We start from the raw sequence: 23138 nt of genomic DNA, 5'->3' as shown, positions 1-23138 counted from the left end.
AATTGATGAGGACTTAGTCACCAGCCGTTCTGATCCTTATCTTAAAAGAGCAAACCCATTCCATTCCGCCTTTCCCCTTTTATCCTGCCCCCTAACCCCCTAGCCCCTGTATATGCAGTTTTCTAAGAATTTGGGGGAATGCTGTAGATTATGAGAATTTTAATCCTGACAAACTTGTATCCCCCTCAAGTGGTCGGCGGATATGAGCGTTCCATCGCAGATTTTGCCCGGCTCCTTCAGCATCGTGGGCATCAAGTCCTGGTACTGACAACTGATACCCCGGAATATGCAGGAAACCACATCAGCCGGTATCCTGACCCACCTGTAGAACGTGGTCTGTCACTGTGCGGTCGCTGGGATGGACAAACCGGTCCCTCCTGGTTGCCGATGGAGCAGATTACTCTCCTAAACCAGCAAAACCTTCAGGTGTTGAACCAGCATCTACAGTCCTTTCAACCCGATGTTTGCCTTGCAGGAAATATGACCTTCCTGCTGATTGACCTCCTGGAGCAGGTACTGGCTGCGGGGATTCCAGTCGCCCATTACATCATGAACAAACTGGCAGACTATCCGTCTGATCTGGCTCCCAAAACTCCCCTCTATCGCTATATCACTTGCAGTGATTGGGTTAAGCAACAGTTGCTGCAAGCAGGCTATCCAGCAGGAACTGCCGTGACGATTTACCCCGGTGCGGTGGTTGAGGAGTTTTACCAACCCGAACTGCCCGCCCATGATTTTCTTCGCATTGCCTACGCCAGTCTGGTGATGCACTACAAAGGAGCCGACGTGTTGATAGAGGCACTCTGCCTGCTCCATGCTGCCGGGATAGAATTTACCGCCACGATCGCGGGAGGTACCCTCGCCCCCAAATACGTAGAGGTGTTGCAAGATCTGGTGGCGTCGGAGGGCATGCAAGACCAGGTTCAGTTTCCAGGGGTGTTATCCCGGCAGGGTTTGATTGAACTCTATAAAACTCACAATGTCCTGGTATTTCCTTCTCGATTTGAGGAACCTTTTGGCATCAGCCAGATTGAGGCCATGGCAGCGGGATTGACCCTGATTACCAGTGGTACAGGAGGAGCAAAGGAAATTGTAGAACACGCGCAGGATGGGCTTTTATTTGAATCAGAAAATCCGCTTGATTTGGCCGATATGCTCTCATCTCTGGTCGCTTACCCAGCAGAATGGGACACCATTACTCGCAAAGGACAGCAAAAAAGCAATGACTCAATTCAGCCAGGCCAAAGCAGTGGAAAAATTAGAAACCATTTTCCAGGATTTAATCTCTCTTAAAGGCAGCTATAGCTATAGCCACCAGGCTTAGGATGGGGTGCAGGGGTTCCACCTCTGCCTGCCTAGGGGCGCAGCCCCCACTCCCCCCCCCCTTGACCAATTAATGATGACTACCTACTTATTTGTAAAGGATTTTTGAAAACCAGGTTTGTACATACAAGCAGTAATATTTTCCAAAAATTATCTAAGGATTGCCGATGACTGAGCCCTATAAAGAACATCAGATTGGACGATTTCAGATTTTGCTGCCAGCAAATCATATGCTGGATCAGTATCAGAAAACCTGGTGGAGGTATGACACCGCGTTGGGTTATATTGCTCAGATTGTATTTCAGAAATATCCAGACGCTTGCGCGATCGATATTGGTGCCAATGTGGGAGATAGTGCTGCTTTGATCCGTAGCTATGCGGATGCTCCAATCCTATGTATTGAAGGTAATCCTGAATTCATTGAATATTTGGAACATAATGCTTCAACCATTGGTGGAATTGAAATTGATCAATGTTTTGTTGGCAACGATAACACTATTGTTGATTTTGAGCGCATTAATAGCAATGGCGGAACTGCAACCATTGTGGATGCTGTTAGCTCAGAGGCGATGTGGTTTATTGAGATGAAAAGTCTGAGAACGATTCTAGAAAATCATCTTGATTTCAGGCAAACAAAACTTCTGAAAATCGACACGGATGGTTTTGATTTCGCAATCATCCAAAAATCCACCAGTGTTATTTCTGCACTTCGTCCTGTTCTTTATTTCGAATATGATACTAACTTTAAGCCAGAAGGCGAAGTTGAAGCATTGGAAGCAATTAAAGCTCTGTTTGAAATTGGTTATACATATTTCCTTGTATACGAAAATTTCGGAAATTATTTGTTTAGTATTACTGCCCAGGACTTAGATAAGTTTATTGACCTCAATATCTGTCTGGCATCTAATCGCAAAAAAAGTGGTACATCGGTTATTTTTTATTTTGATATTTGTGCGCTGACAGAAGAGGATTTTGATTTATTTAAGCAAATTCGCCAGACAGAATTGAGCCTGGTACGGTCATAAGGGGAAGGGTGGCGATCGCCACTGACTCAGCCGCTTCTGCTTTGTATCTAAGGAACAAGAGTTCAATATCATCGGCTTTTGTCAGTTGAGTTGAGTCTACGAAACCCAGTGCCTGCAAAGAGGTTGGGGTTCATGCTGCAACCCAACTGACACCGGTGATTGAATCCACAGCTCTAAAGAAAAGGCATTGTTGAAAAGCAGTATGAATCGAAACTTCGTTTCGATTCATACTGCATCCATTTCATACCTAAATTCAGCAATGCCAAAGAAAATGGCATTGTGGTGGTTGACTACTGTCCCCAAAATTTTGCAGAGCATTCAACTTTGTTCGTCGTGGTCTTCATATCGATTTGCCTCTGAACTGTGAATGGGCGATCGTTCTGTTGCCGCCCAATCATGCTCAGGCTGAAAGCACCTTTTGAACCGCTTCTGTGTAAAGCTTTTTCGGTTTTAGCCCAACAATTCGCTCTACTACGGTTGCTTGCTTAAACAACACCACAGTTGGAGCACTGCGCACCCCTAATTCCATTGCAAATTCAGGATCTTCTATCATGTCAATCGTTACTAGATGAAGCTTGCCAATATGATCAGTCACCAATTGTTCTAGTACCGGTGCTAGCGTTTCACAAGAAGGGCAGTGAGGCGCAATAAATTTAACCAGAATTGGGGTTTTAGATTCTTGCTGTAACTGTTGCAGAGCCTTCCGTCCCTGGTATCCAGCACAATAGATCCGATTAGTTGAATCTGACATTTTTCTGTCTCCTATATGATTGATTGATTAATGGTGGATTATGCTACGTTAAAGCTCAGGAATGATTGTTGTTCAGCTAACCAGCGTTCAGCTTCGAGGGCTGCCATACAGCCTGTTCCAGCGGCAGTAATCGCCTGACGATAGTGATGATCTTGTACATCACCCGCCGCCCATACTCCTGGAATATTGGTTGCCGTGCTTTTCCCACCGGTTTGAATGTAGCCTGCTTGATCCAGCAATAATTGTCCTTGAAAGAGTTGGGTATTGGGGGTGTGTCCGATCGCATAAAACAATCCGCTTACTGGCAGTTCAGACACGGTTCCGGTAAGCACCTCCTGAACTAGAATCCTGCGCAGCACTTCATCACCATGAGCACTAAGAGGAATGCAATTCCAGTGGATGTCGATCTGAGGGTGGTTGAAAAGTCGGTCTTGCATCGTTTTGGAAGCCCGGAGGCGATCGCGCCGCACCAACAAATGTACCTTGCGGGCATACTTGGTCAAATACAATGCCTCTTCCGCTGCCGAATCGCCACCTCCAACCACAGCCACCTCTGCGCTCTGAAATAATGGATTGGCTCCATCACAAATTGCACAGGCGGAAATGCCATTGTTCCAAAAGGTTTCCTCACCCGGAAGGTGCAGTCGTTTCGCGGTTGCGCCCGTACTAATGATCACAGCATGGGTACGAACAACTTGTTCGGCTGCAATCACCAAAAATGGACGTTGCTGAAAATCCGCTGCAACCACATCATCGGTAATTAGTTGAGCACCCCAGCGCAAAGCTTGTTGCCGCATCCGCTGCATCAGCTTAGGGCCCTGAATGCCCTCAGGAAAACCAGGAAAATTTTCCACTTCAGTCGTCGTCATTAACTGACCACCCGGAACCCCACTGGCTGCAAACCCCTCAAATACAACTGGTTTCAATTGGGCGCGTCCGGCATAGATTGCCGCTGTGTAACCTGCTGGCCCCGAACCAATAATGACGAGATTTTCAATCATTTCACCCTAGCCTTCCATAAACCACTGAGTGCCTGTAAACAGGTAGTACACTCCAGTCATCATCAGGGCGATACTCCCAAAACGAATAATGGTCTCGGAATGTTTCAACAACTGGTTGCTCTGCTTTGCCAGCCCAGTAAATAAACTTGCCAGCAAAATCAAGATGGTATAGCCCAAGGCGTAGCTCACCATCGTTAGGGGGCCTAAAATCTGAGAGCCGGTCGCCGCCGCTGCCGCCAGCACTGCAAACAATACCGGACTGGCACAGGGAGAACTCACCAGGGCAAAGGTTAATCCCACTCCATAGGGACCCGCCTGCGGTAAGTTCACATTCATCTCTGGCAAAGGCAGTTTCACGACACCCATCAACCATAGCCCCATCACTGCCATGATCAGCCCCACCACCACATTGATGTAGCCTCGGTACTCCACCATGACCGCTCCAGCAAAAGAGGAAACTAACCCAAATAAACTCAAGATGGTCACAGCACCCAGAACAAATAAGCCTGCTTTTACAAAGGCATCCCATCGGGACTTAATTTTCAATGTGCCGATGTAGCTGAGGTTAACGGGTAGCAACGCCAGAATACAGGGGGACACACTAGCCAGCACTCCACCGATAAATGCCAGGGGCAGTAGCACAAGCGGATTCGCAGTATCTTGCTGATCAAACCATTGCTGATAGCGGTTTTCAACGATGGAAATGGCTCGCTCAATTGGATGACTGATGACAGGTCCTAAAGTGAGTACCAGAATGAGGGCGAGTATCCCCAATCCGCCATAAATCCACCATTTTTTGGATGACTTCGACCATTTGAATCGTCTAGAAGCTCTATGCTCATTCGATGACTGAGGAATCAGTGCCATGAAATTCTCTTTGAGTTATGTAGGAGTGAGGTGGCTCCGAACGATATGGAGCGATCGCTCACCTCAAGTTGCATCCATTTATTGAGTCAGGGCAGTATCTAGAACCGTCGTATAGTCTGCCAAATTCGCATTGTTCCGGTGTTGGGCCAGAATTTTGCCCGTTGCGGAGTCAATAATCGTCAACGATCCCGTTTGAGCTTTATTTGCTGCCAGAAATTGACTGAGTCCTAACTCTTTTACTTTTGCTTCAGCTTCAGCAGTGGTGGCTTTGTCGCTTACATCCAGCACGACAAAATGAACTTTGCCTGCATAGTCTTTTTCCAGTTGTGACAAGGTTGGTGCAATATTCTTACAGGCTGGACACCAACTGGCAAAGATATTAACAACAACAGGTTTTCCTTGTAACTGCTGTGCCAGGGGCCCACCAACTGATTGGGCCTTAGAAGCACAGGGATTCGCTTTCGAGGCACAAGGATCTGCTTTAGAAGCGCAAGGCTTTGCTTTTGAGGCACAGGGATCTGCCTTAGAAGCACAAGGATTCGCTTGACTCTCAGTGCTGGTACCAGCCGGTGCCGTCGTTTTAGCAGCACAGGGATTAGAGCAACCTGCCACTGCACCAAAACTCAGTAAGGAAACTACTGCGAATACAGACCAAAATTGAATCTTCATGTCGGAACATCCTCTAAAAAGTAGTAAGGTTGATGCGATCGACGTTCCTTAAATGCAACCCCTGAAAAACTCTGAAAATGTCAATCGCAGAAAATTGCAAAATTACTTACGAACCTGTCGGTGACTAATTGCGGGAGATGGCAGCATTAAGCACCGATGTGTAAGCTCCCTTGTTTGGATTATTGCGATGTTGCGCCAGGATATTGCCTGTTGCAGGATCGATAATAGCGACCAGACCTGTTTGCGATTTATTAGCGGCAAAAAACTGACCCAACCCCAACTGTTTCGCCTTGGCTTCTGCCTGGTTGGCTTTCGCTTTGTCGCTGACATCCAAAACCACAAAGTGAGCCTTTCCGCTATATTCCTTTTTCAGTTGAGAAAGCGTCGGGGCAATATTTTTGCAAGCCGGACACCAACTGGCATAAATATCAACGACTACAGGTTTTCCTTGCAGTTGTCGTGCCAACGGTCCACCCACATTTTTGCCTTTGGATGCACAAGGGTTCTTAGAGGCGCAGGGGTTCTTGGAGGCGCAGGGGTTCTTTTGAGCGATCGCCTGACCGGGAGCCGCTGAGGTTTGCACTGATGTGGCAGCCACCAGGGATACGGCAACGACCAGACTACTGAGACACAAGCTGAGCCACAAGGTTGACTGTTTATGCATATTTAACCTAAAAATCTGAGACTGTAGAGACTGTAGATGGTGTAAAAACAGCAATGAGGGCTTCAATCCCAAACCAAACTTGATCAGAGGACATTTTTTCAGTTCTCTGCATTGCTGTCATTTGGATTAAATACCGGGAAAATGAGTGTTAGATGAAGCTTAGATGGAGCCTGAATAAAACCTGAGAATCGACTGAGTTGCTGCGTTTATCCACCTTCCGTTGCTTTAAAGCCCCATGCTCGATCGCCAGAATTTGCACAGCTCTTTGAATTCTTAGTTTTGAACTCTCAAGAATGAGGATTTTATAATCTGAAATTTCACCATAAAGACACGAAGAGCAAAAAGGATGGCTCTATGTTCTCTGAACCTCTGTGGTAACGTTCTAAGTGTTTTGGTTTACTTAATCCACCATCCTGGTAGACCTAACAAGGTAATGATGAGCGGCGCTAGCCGCCATCATTAACAATTCAAAAATCATTACGATTTGAGCACTATCCACCATCCTTAGTCAGTGCATCCGTTAATCAGGGCGATCGCCTCACAGAGAAACGTGTTATTGCCGGGATTGCCTCGTCAGGAAAGTTGCTGCATCCAAAGCAAGGCTGTTTCCCAGTTGTGCAACGCTAGTTCACCCAGGACGATCGCCCCCACCAGGATAAATAAATACCCATGCTGCGTTCCAACAAATGTTGTGACGGCCGGGTTGCCACGATTGAACCCAGTTGTACCCCAATTAATACGCCAGGGGCTGTCTTTGACCAACAAAATCAACAGCCGTGTAAACAAGGTAGCTCCCTCAACACCGGATGCCATCGCAATCGTGGCAATGGCGATCGTGATAGGAAACATAAACCAGTAGTCAAACTCATCAGGCAATCCTCCGGCAGGGAACCGGGAGTTATGGGCTGTATCAAGTTGCTTGCATCACTGATGGTTACTTAAAAAATTGGTTACTCAAAAAATGCTGGATAGACAAACGCAAATGCGGTTGTACTGGGAATGGGGGTTCCATCCAGTTCCTCAACCACCACCGTTTCCATCCGGGCATCCCACCGGGCACGAATCTGGCGTCCATTGAAATCGACGATTTGGGTTCCTACTCGCTTAAGATCGCTGTGGATAAATTGGTGATACTGGGAATCCCATCTTTGGGCGGCCCACCCTCTAACAACTCAGTTAAATTGATTCTGGCAATTTTTTCTGGGCCCCGATTAAATGGGTATTTATCTTCCAGTTCTTTATCCGGGCTGGCTAGTATCAAAACCTAGGTTTCAGTGTTCGCTCGCTTTTGTGCCTGCATTGCCAACGAACCAAATACCAGCATGAAGAAAGAACCACCAATGAGCGCAGCCTTCACGAAAAGAATCATGAATTGCCTCCTCAGTCTCTGTTAGGTGCTTACACCGTGGTTCTATTGGAACCGCATGAGGCTGGCATGAAGATCTGCTAAAAATTTCCATGAAAATCTGTAGCCCCAGTTTTTCAGCAGAATTTCATCTACCCATTAGGATGGGATCATCTGCTAGCAAAGGGCATTATCTACGCTAGAGATTGATTCCTAAACAGATTGACCCACAATGACTGGACAAGACTGGTTTGTAACCGATAATGGACAGTGCAATTCTTTTAAGGGGATGAGCCAGCCTGGGGATTCAACCCAACCCTACCGCCTCTATCGCTTTCTGACTGACCTGGAAGATGTGTTAAACCACATTACTGATTATTCCTTGCGGCTCCAGGCAATTTGTCCACTGGTACGCAAACTGTTGATCAGTTCCTCCTGGTTACAAATGATGCCGCTTGAGCCAAATGCTGAAACAGGCTGGGAAGTCACAATGCTCTATGATGAGCCGTTTTTTCCTCTGACGGTTCAACTCGTTGCCTGGGCACCGGGGATGACTTCACCCATTCATAACCATGCCAGTTGGGGACTGGTGGCCTTGCTTAGTGGACAGGAAAAAAACACCTTCTGGCGGCGTTCTCCAACCTCAGAATTTCCCGATAGGATTGACGCAGTGGGCTATCGCCTGCTTGCTCCCGGCGATATTCTGTGCTTGATGCCCGATGCAATTCACCAGGTAGAGGCGATCGGCGATCAACCGACCATTAGCTTCAATGTATATGGTGAAACTAATTACAACCAGCGGTTTGAGTTTGATCCCATTCACAACACGGCAAAAAACTTTTAGTTTCGCCAGTTTGATAGCAGTCCAACAATGACATGAGCCGTCCTATTCAAACCGCTATCCACTATCTCACAGGCAGGCGAATTTCCACTTCCTCGCTTCAGTTTCGTCTGACTCTGGAACTGGTTGTGCTCTCGATCTTGGGACTGGGCGGTGTGGCGGTGTGGGCTGGTTGGCAAATGGAACAAAATTTAGTGGCTGCCCACAAGCAAACCCTGGAATACATTGCCATGCGGTTTCCTGAACAGCTTGAACTGTATAGCGAGATGGGGGGACTCGAAACCAGCTTAGAACGTGCTATCAACCGTGTCTCAACTCCAGGATTAGCCATCTGGGTGAAAAGCCCTGATGGCAAGTTACTGGCACAGTCTCCTAATTTACATATAGCTGCCCCTGCAATCCGTAGTGTGACTGTCTTTACCGAGGCACCAGAAAAACCACAAATTGTTCGTTTTGGCGATCGCGACATCGTGTTGTGTGGCAGTCCTTTAGTTCTCAAAGGCAAGCCAGTCGGAAAACTATACCTGTCTCAAGACATCACAGCCGATCAGCAAAAATTAAATGCTGGCCTATGGCGGCTACTGTTGGTCAGTCTTTTGATCATCATAATACTCGTGGTTGCCATCTCTAAGCGGATTCGTAAGGCTATGCGCCCCCTGGAACACATGAGCCAGGTTGCCAGTGCTGTTTCTGCTGATGATTTGAGTGCTGCGAAACTGCAACTAAATCAGGCTCCTGATGAAATTCTGGGATTGGCACAAGCGTTTAATGAAATGTTGTTTCGCCTGTCAGCGGCCTGGGAGCAACAACGTCAGTTCGTTGGTAATGTTTCCCATGAATTACGCACTCCGCTGACCATTATTGTTGGCTATCTGCAAAGCTTACTGCGCCGAGGGTCGAACTTGAGCACCTATCAACAGCAGGCTCTGGAAACGGCAACGATAGAAACCGAACGCACCATCCGCATGTTGCAAGATTTACTTGATTTGGCACGAGCGGATAGTGGACATCTACACTTTCGGCTCAATCCAGTGATGCTGAATACCCTTGTTGCAGAAGTGGCTGCAATGAGTCAGAAGGTCAGCAATCGGCAAATTAATGTACTGATAACGAATGAAGACGTTGTAACCTGTGCCGACCAGGATCGTTTGCAGCAGGTGTTGATTAACCTGGTGGATAATGCCATCAAGTATTCGGCATCTGGACAGCCCGTTGATTTGATTTTAGAAAAGACAGACCAATGTGCCATGATTCATGTTCGCGATCGCGGCATTGGCATTCCCTTACCCCATCAGAACCGGATTTTTGAACGATTCTATCGGGTAGACGAATCTATGACCCGCTCTAGAGATGGAACGGGCCTGGGGCTGGCGATTGCCAAAAGTCTGATTGAAGGGATGGCCGGGCGAATCACCCTCCGCTCTAAGCCAGGAGAAGGCAGTGTTTTTACCGTCACGCTCCCCCTTTGGCAGTCTCTTTCCTGATTGAATCCCATGACTGATCACATCCTCCTGGTCGAAGATGATCCCAAACTGGCCGAGTTCATTGCAGCAGAACTCAGTCTAGAGGGGTATCGTGTCACGATTGCCCCCACTGGGATGGATGGCCTGTCTATGGCTCGTGAGACTCAACCTGACCTGGTGATTTTAGATTGGATGCTTCCTGGGATTTCTGGACTAGATCTGTGTTTACGACTGCGGAAAACTGGTATTCAAGTCCCCATCATTATGTTGACTGCGAAAGATGAAGTCCCTGACCGCGTTGCTGGACTGAATGCTGGAGCTGACGACTACGTGACTAAACCCTTCAGCATGGAGGAACTTCTGGCAAGGGTCAAAGCTCGTTTGCGGCGCACCCATCCGGAGGAGCCAGATGTGCTGGGATTTGAAGACTTGACCCTGAATCGGCTCACCCGTGAAGTTTATCGGAGTACCCAATTAATTGAACTAACAGCCAAAGAATTCGACCTGTTAGAGTTTCTGCTCTGCCACCCCCGCCAGGTTCTCACCCGCGACCAAATTCTCGAAAAGGTCTGGGGATATGACTTTATGGGCGAATCAAATATTATCGAAGTTTATATTCGTGCCTTGCGGATCAAGCTAGAGGCAAATAACCCCAAACGTTTGATCCACACTGTTCGAGGAGTCGGTTATGTGTTGCGAGAATATGGCTAAATATCTACAACTTGATGGATATTTGCGGTTCTCCCGGCTTGCCGATGGGAAGAGTAGCCTAAGCTACTCTTTCATTTCAAACAAAATCCCTGGGATATTGATTTCGTTCTGGTAATAAGCTTCGCTTATCACCAAGCTCCCAGGAGAGCCATATTTGCTAAGGAATGAGAATTAAATAACTCCGCAAACCTCACCCCGCCTTTGGCACCCCTCTCCGAGTCGGAGAGGGGAAGGGGGAGAGGTCAGTTCACTCAAAGAATGCGGTGTTATTAAATCCATGATCCTAAGTAGGTAGGTGGAATCAAATGTAGGATGGGTTAGCGATAGCGTAACCCATGCGGGTGCTGGGTTTCGTGCCTCAACCCAACCTACACAAGTCTTATATTTAATGAGCCCCACCTACTGAGTCTGCACTAAAGTTTTTTCCGCGATGCACTGACAAATTGACCGTGGATATTAACTATATAGGGCACACAGTAAGTTAACACCGCAGAAATCCAGCGATCGCGGCTCATCTGTCCCTGTAGTAAAGCATGTCCATGATTGATGAGCAGAAGTACCGTACCAACAAATAAAGCAACTTTCAGCGCAGTCGGTACAAAATTAGGATTAAACAGACTGCTCCAGAAGTCGATAAGAGGTTTCGTCATGGGTATTATTGCAGCTCAGATTCTATAAGGAGCGGGTTCACAACTATTGTCGTTCGGCTAGTGGCTGCGCTGTCGAACCCATCCACAGAGATTCTCGATTAGTCGCCGTAAAAGTTGCAACTTCTCCACTGGGAATTGAACGGCTGTTGCAGGCAAAACGAGGGGTAGATTAGGCAACAGCATTCCAGAGATCAATGTGCTAGATGATAGAAGAGAAAAACCGAATTACTCCAGTCCTTTAGTTTTCTGTCTGATAGATTTCTGTTTGAACATAGAACTCAACCTCAAAGGCTTTCATTGGCTTTCACAGCGGTTGTCAGAACAGGTGGAACAAACAACACTTCACATTCTTGATTAAGCACTTCACATTCTCGATTAAGTCTCATCGTTGCCAGGGACCAAGTTGACTGTTCTGCAACTGCTGTTCAATCCGAGTTTGGGGAGCTTGCTCCTTTAAGCGCGGGTGCTGGGATGTTTCTGCAGAGATTTGCCGCAATTCAAGCGTTTCTGTAGAAGTCGATGCTTGAGGAGACCGTCTTAGCCAGGGACCAAGCTGACTGTTTTGTAACTGCTGTTCAATTCGAGTTTGTGGAATCAATTCTCGGGAAGTTTCAGCAAGAGCGGGTATTGATGAAGCGATAACCAGCAAAACGGGGGACAGAGCAATTATGAAGCGTTTCATAATATCCCTCCAGGGAGTGAAAGTTTTCGTACTTTCACTCTGATTCCTGAACCTGAGTCCTACATGAGGACAAAATAACCAACCTATAAATCTCATTTTGTCTGTAGCCATGATGACTCTTTCACCACTGGTTGCCAATCAGTGTAAAAGCCGCCCAGTAAAATGGAAACGATAGGTCTTCTTCTCCGACCTGCAACTCTCCCGGAAGCGGGATTGTTCCTGCGGTGGTTATCAATTTTCCCTGCTCTAGCCGAATTTGCTTGCGGAGCATCGCGAGTTGAGTTTGCCGAACCGCTTCTGCCTTGATCGGTGCTGTTTTTAACTTCTGGTAAAACTCGGTCATAAAAGCGAGGGTCCCTTCATCATCTACGGCCCACAGGCTTGCCAAGGCAGATCTGACCCCAGCCTGGTAAGCCAGTCCGGCAAAGCCTAATTCGGCTTCGGCATCGCCCAAAGCTGTGCGGCAGGCGCTTAACACCAGAAGCTCGACAGGAGGCTGATTTAAGCCCAATTGGGGCACCTGATCAAGGCCGAGTTTTGCATCCCAGAGTTGAATGTAGGACTGATCAGGTTTGCCGGGCTTAAATTCAGCATGGGTTGCCAGGTGAACAATGCCGTAGGGCTGTAACTGTCGCTGAGATTTTAGATTGCCCAGGGTAAAGCTTTCATTCAAAAAGGATTTGCCAGACCACTGGTCTTTGAAGATAGCTGAGAGTTCAATCGGGACAGCTGGAAGAGGTTTCTGGTCCTTAAATTGAGAGGCTCCCATTGCCAGTACCTGGAAGCTTTTGATATCCCGGTAGCGGGTATCGGTGAGGCTGAGGCTGGGCATTAAGCCGAGGCTGTACCGTTCAATCAAAAAGCCTTTGCCATCATGGAGGGCGGCGAGGGGGAGCGATCGCAACCCACCGTCCAAAATAAACACCAGGTTTTGAATTTTTTTAGCCTGCAATGCAGGTTCCAGGGGGCTGACCAACCACTGATAAAGCTGTTGGGCCGGGGCAAGAAAGCTGGTGGTCTCACGGGTGGTGGGGTCCGTGATGGCCGTGGTCAACTGGCGAGCCATTGCCAGCACCTGAGTCCGGGTGGCTCCCGAAACTCGTCGATAAATGGGAGCGCTACCCGGAACGACGATAATCAACTCTAACTCATCATCACCTGATTCTTGAGTCCCTGATTTTTGAGCAACTGGGTTTTGCCTAACGAGGGGATCTGGCCGAAATTGAGCGAGCGATGGAGAGATGGGTAGAGATTTCGCTTGAGGAGCAGTTTCAGGCGCTCTGACAGAGCCAGGTACAAAGCTGGCGTAGACGATCGCTGGTTTTACCCCCGTTGCGGCTTCAATCTGGTCAAACACCTCGCACGCTTCTAATTGTTTCGTCTGAGCAACCCCAGAGCGTTTGCCCAGGTATTCCTCAAATTCCTGAGCATACTGGTCATCCAGTGAATTGACGCCGACATCAGTGGAATTGCAGGGCAGGCTGGTTAATGCCAGAACATCATTTGCTCCAGAGGTTCTGACGGGTTGCTGCAACAGGTTGCCAAAACTGGGATCAAAGGGAGAGGGGGTGGGAGGGTTAGTGGGAGGATTACCGGGACCCTGGGGCACCGAGGTTCTGCTGATATCGATATTTACCGGGACAACGGCTGAAACGGAAACTCCATCTGACGCCACTAGCGAAAAAGCCGAGGACAGCAATCCGGTTGTGAGGGGGGGCGGAATGAAAACCAGTACATCCCCTGGAGAAAGGGTGACTCCCGGAACTGCCTGGACGCCATTGATGATTAACGTGCCCGTGTTAATGGCAGAAACCAGCAAACGGGTCTGGTCTAAATTGGCATCGGCGATCGCAGGAGCCAGATCGGCATAGGTAAACGCAAACGGTTGTCCCTGAACTGCACCAGACAGCGTTTGATTGATGGTCAGGGTGGGGGGTTGGTTGATAGATGTAATGGCGATCGCATTCGGAGCCGCTCCCACCACCACCGTTCCCCCATCTGGCAAAACTGGAAAGCTGTTTGATGTAATTACTGAAGCGCCCCCAGCATCAATGGCTCCCGCTGTTCCATTACCAGAAGGGCTACCCACAACAAACGGAATGTTGGTCGGTCCGCCATTATGTTGAATCGTCACACTGCCCGATTGGGTAGGGCTGGCAGTCGTAATAGTGTTACCCGCCGTTGTTCCCTGAACCACTCCATTGGCAATGAGACTGACATTCCCACCAACACTGGTTTGGGCGGTACTGGCAGTTGTGGTGATGTCGCTGAATACGATATTGCCACCATTGGCCGTCAGGCTGACATTCCCACCAGTTGCGCTGGAACCTGCTGCGGTGATGGTGTTGGCAACGGTTGTAATGGAACCTGCAGTGATGCTACCACCCGCGCTAATGGCCACACTGCCTGCCGTGGCGGTTTGGGTGCCGGGTGGGGTAGCGGATGCTGCCGTAAAAATATTCCCCACCGCAACGTTGTTTCTGCCCGTCAGCGTAACGTTTCCACCAGTACTCGTACCCGCTGCAATGCTACTGGTATTCAGGTTTCCGAGGGTAAGGCTGGCTCCTGAAATGGTGAGGTTTCTACCCGATGCCTGAATTGTTTGGGTCGGGTCCATGGAAAATGAACCAGCCCCATCGTTATCGGCATCGGTTGTAAAGGTAATCGACCCACCCGGAACAAAGGCCAGCGAAACCCCTGAAGCAACGGTGATATTGTTAGTCGCCTGCAAAATCACGTTTCCCGCCTGGCTTTGAAGAGCCGCTTGCGAAATCGTGAATGTGGCCGGAGCATCCCCTGTCAGAACGACGGGCAATGCTCCATCCTGGGCTCCACCGGCTCCACCGACAATGTTGATATCAACTGGATCAAGCAGCAATGTACCAGGAGTTCCAGCGGGCGCACTGAGGTCAACGTTTCCACGAAAGAGCAGGTTCTGTTTGCCAGAAACTTCGGAGAAACCGCCGTTGGAGGGATAGGGGGAGGTGGCTCCCCGGGCGGTGATGGTGCCGTAAAATTCGGTGGTTTTGTCTGCCCAGACGATGACTCTGCCGCCATTGCCAGAGCGAAGGGCATCGGCATGAAGGGTAGAATCCGGGCTAATGTAGGTGCGGGTTGCATTAGGGATAGTCCCGTTTCCCTGAAAGTCACCACCAATCCGGATGGTGCCACCCCCTTGGTCGCCGAATGCCTGTACCGTGGCGCCCACCAGCCCGACGCGATCGCCCACCACCGTCACCTGCCCTCCCCGTCGCCCGGAAACCTCTAGCTGGCCCACCACAATTGTTGTGCCAGGGCTGGCCTCTACCCGTGTCCCGGAACTGGTGAGCACTAATTCCCCATTCCCATTGACAGTAATTCCCGTAGCGTTATGCTGGTTGCCACCTGTCAGCAGTTCGGGCAGGGAAGGGGGGGAGAGTACAGGAGAATGGGCAGAGCCGCTTTCATCCCTCCATCCACCGTTCTCTGCCCTTAAGGGACTGACTTCTAAACTCAACAGAGAACCCGTCTGACTCAAACGCACCAGACTGGTTCCCGGTACTGAGGCGAGGGTAATTTTCCCTTCTGGGGCGAAAAGTTGGCCGGTAGTGATTACAGTTCCACCAATCAGGCTCAAACTCTGCCCCTGGCGAACGGTGAGGTGGGCGGCATTAGCGATCGCCCCCGGATTTGTTGCAGTAAATGCCAGCCCATTCGGGGTTCCATTCAACCCGGCATAATGGTTCTCGCCCGTTGCGCTAAACCATCCCCCACACCCCACACCCCCTATCCCACACCCCAATCCCACTCCATTCGCCGTAGTTGCAAAAAAGGAAGCAGGTACATTCAAACTGGCCGTGGGACCAAATACAATCCCCGCCGGGTTAATCAGAAACAAATTAGAATTTCCGCCCGTCACCTGAATCCTGCCATTAATCAAGGAGGCTTCCCCCCCTGTGATGCGAGTCAGAATGTTCAGGATTTGGGGATTGGAAAGAAAGTTGGCAATCTGCCCCTGGCTCAGGCCAAACCGACTGAAACTGTGAAACAGGTTGGAGCCATTGCCCGAAAGCTGGCCCCCCGTAATATCGTAGCGATCGCCCCGGGGAGTAACCTGGGTTCCAACCCCATCCCTGGCGGGCACAATCGCCTGAGCCAGGAGGGGATTACCTTGATTGGACAAATCACCGCTGAGACTGACTGGATCGAATAAACTGTTCGGAGTTGCCTCATTATCAAAAGGAAGCAAAATCGCAGCAGGCTCAGGTGGAGGGGTGGGATAAGGCATAGCGATTCAAATCTGAGATGCACCAAACTAGTAGTCTGCCAAGCAGATTTTGAAGAAGGGTTGCAACCCTTCAAAACCGCCTGAATTGGTTTTTCCGGGTTTCGATAACCAGGCAAAGTTCCTTTGGTGACCCACTAGTAGTCCGTCAGGATAGATTTGAGGGATAACTCAAATCTACAAAACCCAATTCTCAGGTGTTTTGAGGGTTTTCAACCCATCAAAACAGTCTTGACAGACCACTAGTTAAGAGAGTGGGAAGGAAGACTCTCTTGCCTGGGGATCGGCGCAGGTGATGGGAGACTCATTTGCAAGACATAATGGCTGGTACAGTCACCTTCACCATAAACTGGCGGAATGGCGGCCCCTCAGCCCTTTGCCTATCCGTGAAAACTCTTTTTGCAAAAAAGCCCTAACAGTATACTCAATCTGTCATCGTTTGAGGAACTTGTAAGAGTTAGAGGCTACTGTGTATAACAACTCGCTTGACCTCTCCCAAAACCTCTCTCCGTGTCGGAGCGAGACTTGAATCAGAGCTCCCCTTCTCCCTTGGAGGGAAGGAGTTGGGGATTAGGTCTGAGAGGCTTCCAGCGGAAACAAATCACTGATGTATACACAGTAGAGAGGGGGAAAGGGCTGGGGGAGGCGAAAGGGAGAAGATGAACAGCAGCCTGTTCAATAAAATTTCTAGAAGCAGCATGCGCTCCTAAAATCAGAAACGGTAACTCAATAGATAAGTAGCTGGGTGCAATTAAATTAAGGATAGTTTTGGGGGTGGAGGGGGTGAAACCCCCTGCCTGGGGGCGAAGCCCCCACTCCCCCACTTTACAAATTAATGATGACTACCTACTTAGATCGGTGCGATGTTTTTCCATAAAGATGAGCAGTTAGAAACTTTGGGCGATCGCATTCTGGAACAAACCTGGGCAGAATTCCCTGGGTTGGCCCGCAACCAGATCTCTCTCACCTGGCTGGTTTATGACCCCCCCGCCCCCATCAACACGGGGGGAGCCATCAGCCCAACCGAATTCTGGCAGTATTCTCCTAGAGGCTATAGCTACCGGGGGGGTGGAGCGCATCTATCCCGCCAGCGTGGTTAAGCTGTTTTACCTGGTTGCCATCCACGAATGGCTGGAGCGGGGCATGGTTCAGACAACGACTGAATTAGAACGAGCCATCCGAGACATGATTGTTGATTCCAGCAACGATGCCACCAGTCTGGTGGTAGACGTACTGACTGGTACCACCAGCGGCCCTGAACTGCCCCCCGGCCCCTTTGACACCTGGCAGCAGCAGCGTAATCTGGTAAACCGTTACTTTCAATCCCTTGGCTGGGAAGAACTGGAAACCATTAATGTCAACCAGAAAACCTGGTGTGATGGTCCCTACGGGCGTGAGCGGATCTTTTATGGCGAGTTCATGGAAAATCGCAACATGTTGACCACGATCGCCACTGCTCGTCTGCTACATAGCATCATTGGTGGAGTCGCCGTTTCAGCCACCCGATCTCAGATGATGATGGCCTTACTACGGCGATCGCTCCACCCACAGGATCTGAAGGCTGACCCAGAGAATCAAGTTTCAGGCTTCCTGGGCGCAGGGTTACCACCTGAGAGCCGCCTCTGGTCTAAAGCGGGACTCATGAGCCGGGTTCGTCATGACGCCGCTTACATTGAACTAACCAGCGCCCGCCCCTACCTGTTAGTCGTTTTTACAGAAGGCAAAGAACACAGCCAGAATGAAGCGATCCTGCCATTGATTTCCCAAAAGATTGCTGAAGCAGTGCTTTCTTTGGAACTGTAAGAAAAAACAAGTCTACAAACTATAAACACTTATTCTTTCTTTATTTCCCTCTTGTAAAATTCTGACAGATCAGCTCTTATGATTCAGTTCATCCCATCAGCATTGGCTGCATCTATCTGTGATATGGCGAATTGCTGATATAGAGCTTGATTCTGCCTCTAAGGCAGTAGACAAACATTTGGCAGCGAGACCAGGGGTTTTCAAGTGGCTGCCAATTTCTTATAAGGACGCTACATTAGCGTCTCCAAAGAAGGCAGCTGTTTTGGAACCGAACCCTGAATGGGTTGGAAATTGCCACTGATGGCTTAATTTCCAACCAGTTCCATTTATTGGAACCGAAAGCGAATACATTAGCGTGTGGAGAAGTGATCGTGAAACATCCCCTCTTGCTTGAACGGGCACTTTTATCGTTTAGCCTCACTGTCTCAGCTCTTATTGGTGGACAGGTTTCGGCGGGTGCTCAAGTTTCTGATGCCACCCTCTCATCAGAGTTTTCTCAAAAGAGATCACCTACAACTAGTCAAACAACCGAAGTCTTAGCCAATCCGGACAATTCCACCCCATCTTTAGAGGAAAGTTCTAGCCAGGCTCCTGTTGATGGGCTAGAAACGGTTGCTCAAGAACCCCAACCAGAAGCAGCCCGGATGGGATCCCCTGTTCCAAAACCCGGAACAGTCTCTACCTCGACATCTGGCTTTTTCGCTCAATCTCCAGATGCTCCCCCTCCAGCAGAAACTCCTGCTCCATCTGCCCCAGTAGAAACTTCAACTGTCTTAGAAACCCGCTATCGCTTTAGCTACGCAGGGTTTGGTGTCAACCTGGGAACTGGCAGTGGCGATACCGCTCTGGGAGAGGTTAGCTTTGCTGCTTTCAGTAAATTTGCCTTCAGCCCATACTTTTCCTTCCGCCCGGCAGCGCTGGTATCGAATGATGTCTCGTTCCTGTTTCCGTTTACCTATGATTTTCCGAATCAAGGTCCAGGGACAATCTCGCCATATGTGGGCGTGGGTCCAATATTCTCTACGGGCAAAAGTGACAACGTTGATCTTTTATTAACGGCCGGTTTAGACTATCCCCTCAATCCCCAGATAGCAGTGACGGCATCTGTTAATATTGCTCCGCTCAATAAGTTTGATATTGGCTTTATCCTTGGACTTGCCTACACCTTTGCTACTGAAACAATTACAACGACCGCTCCTTCTCTCGGACAAATCATTCCCCAGAAACCTCCCAGGCCCAACCCCAGCTATTTAGGTGGCGGCGTCAATTTTGGAGCTGGTGGCAGAAGTGGTCTGGGTAGAGTCAGTGGGGCTGTGTATAGCAAGATTGCTCTGGGTTCCACGTTTTCGTTTCGACCTGCGGTTTTAATCTCCAGGGATGTGTCGTTTTTGCTGCCAGTTACCTATGACTTTGATGTCATCAGCTTATCGGACTACATCAGACTGGCTCCCTATGCGGGAGCAGGAGCGATCTTCTCAACTGGGAAGGACAACACTTCAGGTTTGCTGCTGACGGGTGGGGTTGATATCCCCCTCTCTAACCAGTTTGCAGCAACGGTTGGTGTCAATATTGCTCCGATCGATCGGTTTAGTATTGGCTTCCTCGTGGGAGTGGCTTATACCTTTGGGCCGTTCGATAGATAGGCTACAGGCAAAGAATAGCCAATTTAGAATGGGCGATGGAGAAATTTGAATCTCATCGTCTATTTGCGATCGCCCCTACTTTGGGCTGACTTTACCGACCACATTCAGCTTGCCGTCGTCTTCTACTCTCCAGACATCGTAGCTGCCAACCACATCGCCGTTTTCATCAATATCGACGTTGCCACTGGCCCCCTGGTAGTTGATATCTTTGCCTTCCCGAATCAACTTTAAGGCTTCGCAAACATCGGTGACTTCAACGCCGGGTGGATTGGCGACATCCCGGATTTTGCTCCTGATTCCTTCGCCAGTATTCGATTTGGCCGCTTCTGCTGCTAATGCCAGCAGGGCAGCGGCATCCCAGGAGTGGGGAACGTAAGCGCTCACGGGTCTCCCTTTCTTTTCCTGCCAGAGTTTGGTCAAGGCTTCCAGTGCTTTTCCATCTGCCCCAGGAACTGTTCCCATTGCCCCTGCCAGAATAAATTTGCCATCCGCTGTTCTACCAACCTGCTCAGGAAATTCAGGAGAATACACTCCGTCTGTTAGCAAAATCTGCACTCCTTTACTGAGCCCCTGTTCAAAGGCAGATTTGAGTAGCAAACTTCCAGTTTCGGCATAAAGAACCGCTGCAACAGCTTGCGGCTTTCCGGCAAAGGCTGCCTGAACCTCTGTTTCAAAGGTTGTTGCTTTAGGATCATAGCGGGTGGGTTTGGATTCATTCGTGATCGTGCCACCCAACTTTTTGAATGCCTGAACAAACTCTCTTTCAAAGCCAACCCCGTAGTCGTTGTTAATCACGATGGTCGCAGCCGTTTTGGCACCTTTCTCGTTGGCTAGCCGGGCCAGAGCCTGCGCCTGATAGGTATCGGGAGGGGCAGTACGGGCCCAGTAACCCTGAAATTCCCCTTTTTTAGCCCGTTCGGTAAAGACGGGACTGGTGCTGCCCGGCGAGATTAGCATGACCTTATTCCGGACAGCAACAGGGATGGCGGCAGTAGAAACGCTACTGGCAAAGGAACCTACAACTCCTGCCACGCGATCAACTTCGGCCAGGCGGGTCATGGCTTCCAAGCCAGCCTCCGGATTTGTTTGATCGTCGGCGTTGGGCACCATTGTGACAGGGGCACCGTTCACCCCACCGCAACTATTCACTGTTTCAACCAATAGGGGGACTGCATCCAGCATCGGTTGACCAATAGACGCCAGATCGCCTGTGGCAGGCAGGAGGGAACTAATTTTCAGCCCGGTGGCATCAGTGGCGGCTGGTGAACCCGCTGGCGAACCACCCTGTTGAGGAGGGGCAGTTTCCTGACAGGCTGCGGCAAAAAGCCCGGTGGCCATGGTCAGGGTTGCCAGAAATAGGGCTTTACAGGGGGAGAGGCCGGTTGCTGAGGCGGGTGATTTCATGTGAGCACTAAACTCCTCGACTTTCCACAACGATCGCATGAGTATTAAGAATTAAACAATATCACTCCGGTGGGCGCGACTGCGATCGCCGAACCTATCCAAAAGGTTAAGGCTGCCAGGATACTCTAATTTTCCAAATTGTAAGTAGGTAGCCACAATTAATTTCAAAAAGGGGGAGTGGGGGCTGCGCCCCCAGGCAGGGGGTTTCACCCCCTCCATCCCCGAAATTATCCTTAATTTAATTGCGTCTAGCTACTTACACACTCCTTGAAATTAGATTCTATGAAAACAGCTAAGATAAAGTCAGCATGGCTAAGCTGAGCCTTTTCAAAATCAGTTCCGAGCGCCTGGGAATCTCTCAAGTTTGCTCTTTTAAGATTTGCACAACTTAGGCTTGCATGAGACAAATCATAAATCGCTACGTGACCTGGTTTTCCTCAGTTGCCTTCCCCTTACGCCAGGTTAGATAGGCTGTCACAAAGAAGAACGCTCCCCCCAATGCCTGCACCAGTGTTGTATAGATGCCATTCTGCAAGCTAACCCGGTCTTTCTCCAGAGATGTTAAATCCTTTTCTAAGGCCAGTCTGTCCCTGGGGGCGATCGCCAGTTTTGGTTCGTTAATCTGCTGTTCTAACCGGGCAATCTGCTGACTCAATGCATTAACGTTATTCTGTTGCGCCCACCACAGTGGTGGCAACACGAGCAGAACAACAATGCCAAACTGCAACAGTAAAGGCTTTGGTACATAGGAGAGATAACGCTTCATTGAATGCATAAAGCAGTTCTTAAACCGTTCTTAAACTGTCCTGAGGACTTTCCTGATGAAAATTCCAAAAACTCTCAATATTGTCCTGAGGATTTTCCTTAGGACATGATAAGATTAAGTCAAAGGCTGGAGGGTTCAGGGAGAAGTAGCCCCCACTGGTGGGTAAAGCTCCTGCTGGCGAACAAATGCCAGAGTGACTAACAGCCCATCACCTCAAAAAATTGGGGTTGCTGATTCTGGCTATGAGTTATAGCTGTCGCCACGGTGCTTAGGACATTGGTTTTAAGGGGGTGTGGGGGCTTCGCACCCAGCCAGGGGTTTCTACCCCTGTACCCCGCTCTAAGCCTAGTGGCTATCGCTATAGAAGTTGTATGGATTGAAATTTCGTTCCAATTCATACGGCTATTCAGCACCACAATTCAGCACCACAATTCAGCACCACTAAAAATTGAGGTGATGCCAGTGCTAACACTAACATCACCAAAAGAAACAACACTGAAACAAGAGATCCTAGCCAGCATTGCTCGCTGGCTTTTTTATTTTACAGGTTTAGACACCTTCCACGCTACCTCCCCGCCTACTCGATAGCCCGCTCTGGTAAACACAAAGCCCGCTTCAGAGAAGCTATCCCCATATTCTCGAATCTCTGAAGGCAGTAAATCTAAGAGTTCAGCCAGTTCTGAAGTACTAAGCAGCCAGCCGTTACGATATGCTTTTTCCAGGATTTCGTAATAGGCAAGGCGGTTTTCGGTGGGTACAGGTTGTAGCCTGGCAGCGAACTCTCTGGCGATCACTGCAATCAGTTTAACCATATCTGGTTGTACACTGGACAGTCCAGAGGACATTCCTGAAGGTTCTTCCTCCACTTTCTGAATGCCCTTCATTTCTAGAAATTCGGCTGTACTCCTTCCGGTTTGGATAAACTCATGTAGCTCATCTAATAACTTTAGCTGCTCAGCATTGATATAGGCCCTGTTCCCAACTTTTTCGGGTTTGAGGCCAAGTGCCTCAAGCCTTGTATAGACAGCACTTCTAGCCAGGTTATACCTTTCTGGAAGCTGGCTAACCTGAATTCGATCAATCTCGCTGTCGCTCATCCTGCCATCCTCTGGACTATCCTCAGGAAATTCTAAAATATTTCTCCGGAGAATAAAGGAAGTATAGCTGTCGCCCGGTTGTTGAGGACATTGGTTTTAAGGGGGTGTGGGAGCTTCACCCCCAGCCAGGGGTTCCACCCCTGCACCCCGTTCTAAGCCGGTGGCTATC

21 protein-coding genes are annotated in these 23138 nt (G+C 49.2%); 8 read left to right on the top strand and 13 right to left on the bottom strand.

Annotated elements, in window-relative coordinates; genetic code table 11:
- The first annotated feature begins 150 nt into the window (after nucleotides 1-150).
- Entirely contained in the window at nucleotides 151-1293 is a 1143-nt protein-coding gene (locus P4D80_RS13055) for a glycosyltransferase family 4 protein (protein ID WP_421654426.1), read from the top strand.
- A gap of 197 nt (nucleotides 1294-1490) precedes the next feature.
- Nucleotides 1491-2348, top strand: a complete 858-nt coding sequence (locus tag P4D80_RS13050; protein ID WP_421654425.1) for an FkbM family methyltransferase — start codon at nucleotides 1491-1493, stop codon at nucleotides 2346-2348.
- Between the two features lie 400 nt (nucleotides 2349-2748).
- On the opposite strand, the gene P4D80_RS13045 is transcribed toward P4D80_RS13050, so the two are convergent.
- From P4D80_RS13045 to P4D80_RS13020, 6 genes are all read right to left on the bottom strand, one after another.
- Entirely contained in the window at nucleotides 2749-3099 is a 351-nt protein-coding gene (locus tag P4D80_RS13045) for a thioredoxin family protein (protein ID WP_421654424.1), read from the bottom strand.
- 38 nt (nucleotides 3100-3137) lie between these two features.
- Complete coding sequence (gene trxB / locus P4D80_RS13040) at nucleotides 3138-4100, bottom strand: thioredoxin-disulfide reductase (protein WP_421654423.1); 963 nt, start codon at nucleotides 4098-4100, stop codon at nucleotides 3138-3140.
- Nucleotides 4101-4106: 6 nt separating this feature from the next.
- Nucleotides 4107-4967 (bottom strand): cytochrome c biogenesis protein CcdA, encoded by an 861-nt coding sequence (locus tag P4D80_RS13035; protein ID WP_421654422.1) that lies wholly within the window; start codon nucleotides 4965-4967, stop codon nucleotides 4107-4109.
- 78 nt (nucleotides 4968-5045) lie between these two features.
- The gene (locus P4D80_RS13030; protein WP_421654421.1) at nucleotides 5046-5636 is read right to left on the bottom strand and encodes a TlpA family protein disulfide reductase; all 591 of its coding nucleotides are present in this window, start codon (nucleotides 5634-5636) and stop codon (nucleotides 5046-5048) included.
- 124 nt (nucleotides 5637-5760) lie between these two features.
- Nucleotides 5761-6300, bottom strand: coding sequence for a TlpA family protein disulfide reductase (locus P4D80_RS13025; RefSeq protein WP_421654420.1), 540 nt, complete (start codon nucleotides 6298-6300; stop codon nucleotides 5761-5763).
- 573 nt (nucleotides 6301-6873) lie between these two features.
- Entirely contained in the window at nucleotides 6874-7176 is a 303-nt protein-coding gene (locus P4D80_RS13020) for a hypothetical protein (protein ID WP_421654419.1), read from the bottom strand.
- A 701-nt stretch (nucleotides 7177-7877) separates the two neighbouring features.
- Here P4D80_RS13020 and P4D80_RS13015 point away from each other — a divergent pair.
- From P4D80_RS13015 to P4D80_RS13005, 3 genes are read left to right on the top strand one after another with little or no spacing between them, the layout of a single operon-like run.
- Nucleotides 7878-8489 carry a cupin gene (locus P4D80_RS13015; protein ID WP_421654418.1) on the top strand — a complete coding sequence of 204 codons (612 nt, stop codon included), beginning with the start codon at nucleotides 7878-7880 and terminating at the stop codon, nucleotides 8487-8489.
- A 32-nt stretch (nucleotides 8490-8521) separates the two neighbouring features.
- Nucleotides 8522-9970, top strand: a complete 1449-nt coding sequence (locus tag P4D80_RS13010) for a HAMP domain-containing sensor histidine kinase (protein ID WP_421654417.1) — start codon at nucleotides 8522-8524, stop codon at nucleotides 9968-9970.
- Between the two features lie 9 nt (nucleotides 9971-9979).
- Nucleotides 9980-10660: a response regulator transcription factor gene (locus P4D80_RS13005; protein WP_421654416.1), complete on the top strand. Its 681-nt coding sequence runs from the start codon at nucleotides 9980-9982 to the stop codon at nucleotides 10658-10660.
- 413 nt (nucleotides 10661-11073) lie between these two features.
- On the opposite strand, the gene nrtS is transcribed toward P4D80_RS13005, so the two are convergent.
- The 3 genes from nrtS to P4D80_RS12990 form a co-directional block, all read right to left on the bottom strand.
- Nucleotides 11074-11310 carry a nitrate/nitrite transporter NrtS gene (gene nrtS / locus P4D80_RS13000; protein ID WP_421654415.1) on the bottom strand — a complete coding sequence of 79 codons (237 nt, stop codon included), beginning with the start codon at nucleotides 11308-11310 and terminating at the stop codon, nucleotides 11074-11076.
- Between the two features lie 382 nt (nucleotides 11311-11692).
- Entirely contained in the window at nucleotides 11693-11992 is a 300-nt protein-coding gene (locus P4D80_RS12995; protein WP_421654414.1) for a hypothetical protein, read from the bottom strand.
- Nucleotides 11993-12113: 121 nt separating this feature from the next.
- The gene (locus P4D80_RS12990) at nucleotides 12114-16259 is read right to left on the bottom strand and encodes a CHAT domain-containing protein (protein WP_421654413.1); all 4146 of its coding nucleotides are present in this window, start codon (nucleotides 16257-16259) and stop codon (nucleotides 12114-12116) included.
- Between the two features lie 860 nt (nucleotides 16260-17119).
- Between P4D80_RS12990 and P4D80_RS12985 the strand changes: the two genes are divergently transcribed.
- The 3 genes from P4D80_RS12985 to P4D80_RS12975 all read left to right on the top strand — a co-directional run bounded on the left by P4D80_RS12985 (nucleotide 17120) and on the right by P4D80_RS12975 (nucleotide 19702).
- Entirely contained in the window at nucleotides 17120-17356 is a 237-nt protein-coding gene (locus P4D80_RS12985; protein WP_421654412.1) for a hypothetical protein, read from the top strand.
- Nucleotides 17325-18059 (top strand): serine hydrolase, encoded by a 735-nt coding sequence (locus P4D80_RS12980; protein WP_421654411.1) that lies wholly within the window; start codon nucleotides 17325-17327, stop codon nucleotides 18057-18059. The genes P4D80_RS12985 and P4D80_RS12980 overlap by 32 nt, the downstream gene beginning before the upstream one ends.
- Before the next feature lie 371 nt (nucleotides 18060-18430).
- A complete protein-coding gene (locus P4D80_RS12975; RefSeq protein WP_421654410.1) occupies nucleotides 18431-19702 on the top strand; it encodes a hypothetical protein in 1272 nt (423 codons plus the stop codon).
- Nucleotides 19703-19777: 75 nt separating this feature from the next.
- Here P4D80_RS12975 and P4D80_RS12970 read toward each other — a convergent pair whose 3' ends face one another.
- The 4 genes from P4D80_RS12970 to P4D80_RS12955 form a co-directional block, all read right to left on the bottom strand.
- Nucleotides 19778-21106 (bottom strand): ABC transporter substrate-binding protein, encoded by a 1329-nt coding sequence (locus P4D80_RS12970; protein WP_421654409.1) that lies wholly within the window; start codon nucleotides 21104-21106, stop codon nucleotides 19778-19780.
- Nucleotides 21107-21354: 248 nt separating this feature from the next.
- Nucleotides 21355-21513, bottom strand: coding sequence for a pentapeptide repeat-containing protein (locus P4D80_RS12965; protein WP_421654408.1), 159 nt, complete (start codon nucleotides 21511-21513; stop codon nucleotides 21355-21357).
- Between the two features lie 11 nt (nucleotides 21514-21524).
- A complete protein-coding gene (locus tag P4D80_RS12960) occupies nucleotides 21525-21881 on the bottom strand; it encodes a hypothetical protein (protein WP_421654406.1) in 357 nt (118 codons plus the stop codon).
- Nucleotides 21882-22408: 527 nt separating this feature from the next.
- A complete protein-coding gene (locus P4D80_RS12955) occupies nucleotides 22409-22969 on the bottom strand; it encodes a hypothetical protein (RefSeq protein ID WP_421654405.1) in 561 nt (186 codons plus the stop codon).
- Nucleotides 22970-23138 lie beyond the last annotated feature (169 nt).

The sequence above is a fragment of the Leptothermofonsia sp. ETS-13 genome (genome assembly GCF_049200465.1).
Taxonomy (GTDB): Bacteria; Cyanobacteriota; Cyanobacteriia; order Leptolyngbyales; family Leptolyngbyaceae; genus Leptothermofonsia.
This window is presented reverse-complemented; position numbering and strand designations above follow the sequence as displayed.

Coding starts and splice junctions, on each gene's coding strand:
- trxB (WP_421654423.1), bottom strand. CDS start 4,100: ATGATTGAAAATCTCGTCATTATTGGTTCGGGGCCAGCAGGTTACACA.
- P4D80_RS12970 (WP_421654409.1), bottom strand. CDS start 21,106: ATGAAATCACCCGCCTCAGCAACCGGCCTCTCCCCCTGTAAAGCCCTA.
- P4D80_RS13025 (WP_421654420.1), bottom strand. CDS start 6,300: ATGCATAAACAGTCAACCTTGTGGCTCAGCTTGTGTCTCAGTAGTCTG.
- P4D80_RS13015 (WP_421654418.1), top strand. CDS start 7,878: ATGACTGGACAAGACTGGTTTGTAACCGATAATGGACAGTGCAATTCT.
- P4D80_RS12960 (WP_421654406.1), bottom strand. CDS start 21,881: ATGCATTCAATGAAGCGTTATCTCTCCTATGTACCAAAGCCTTTACTG.
- P4D80_RS13030 (WP_421654421.1), bottom strand. CDS start 5,636: ATGAAGATTCAATTTTGGTCTGTATTCGCAGTAGTTTCCTTACTGAGT.
- P4D80_RS12985 (WP_421654412.1), top strand. CDS start 17,120: ATGTTTTTCCATAAAGATGAGCAGTTAGAAACTTTGGGCGATCGCATT.
- P4D80_RS12955 (WP_421654405.1), bottom strand. CDS start 22,969: ATGAGCGACAGCGAGATTGATCGAATTCAGGTTAGCCAGCTTCCAGAA.
- nrtS (WP_421654415.1), bottom strand. CDS start 11,310: ATGACGAAACCTCTTATCGACTTCTGGAGCAGTCTGTTTAATCCTAAT.
- P4D80_RS13005 (WP_421654416.1), top strand. CDS start 9,980: ATGACTGATCACATCCTCCTGGTCGAAGATGATCCCAAACTGGCCGAG.
- P4D80_RS13035 (WP_421654422.1), bottom strand. CDS start 4,967: ATGGCACTGATTCCTCAGTCATCGAATGAGCATAGAGCTTCTAGACGA.
- P4D80_RS13055 (WP_421654426.1), top strand. CDS start 151: ATGAGAATTTTAATCCTGACAAACTTGTATCCCCCTCAAGTGGTCGGC.
- P4D80_RS13050 (WP_421654425.1), top strand. CDS start 1,491: ATGACTGAGCCCTATAAAGAACATCAGATTGGACGATTTCAGATTTTG.
- P4D80_RS12990 (WP_421654413.1), bottom strand. CDS start 16,259: ATGCCTTATCCCACCCCTCCACCTGAGCCTGCTGCGATTTTGCTTCCT.
- P4D80_RS12995 (WP_421654414.1), bottom strand. CDS start 11,992: ATGAAACGCTTCATAATTGCTCTGTCCCCCGTTTTGCTGGTTATCGCT.
- P4D80_RS13010 (WP_421654417.1), top strand. CDS start 8,522: ATGAGCCGTCCTATTCAAACCGCTATCCACTATCTCACAGGCAGGCGA.
- P4D80_RS13045 (WP_421654424.1), bottom strand. CDS start 3,099: ATGTCAGATTCAACTAATCGGATCTATTGTGCTGGATACCAGGGACGG.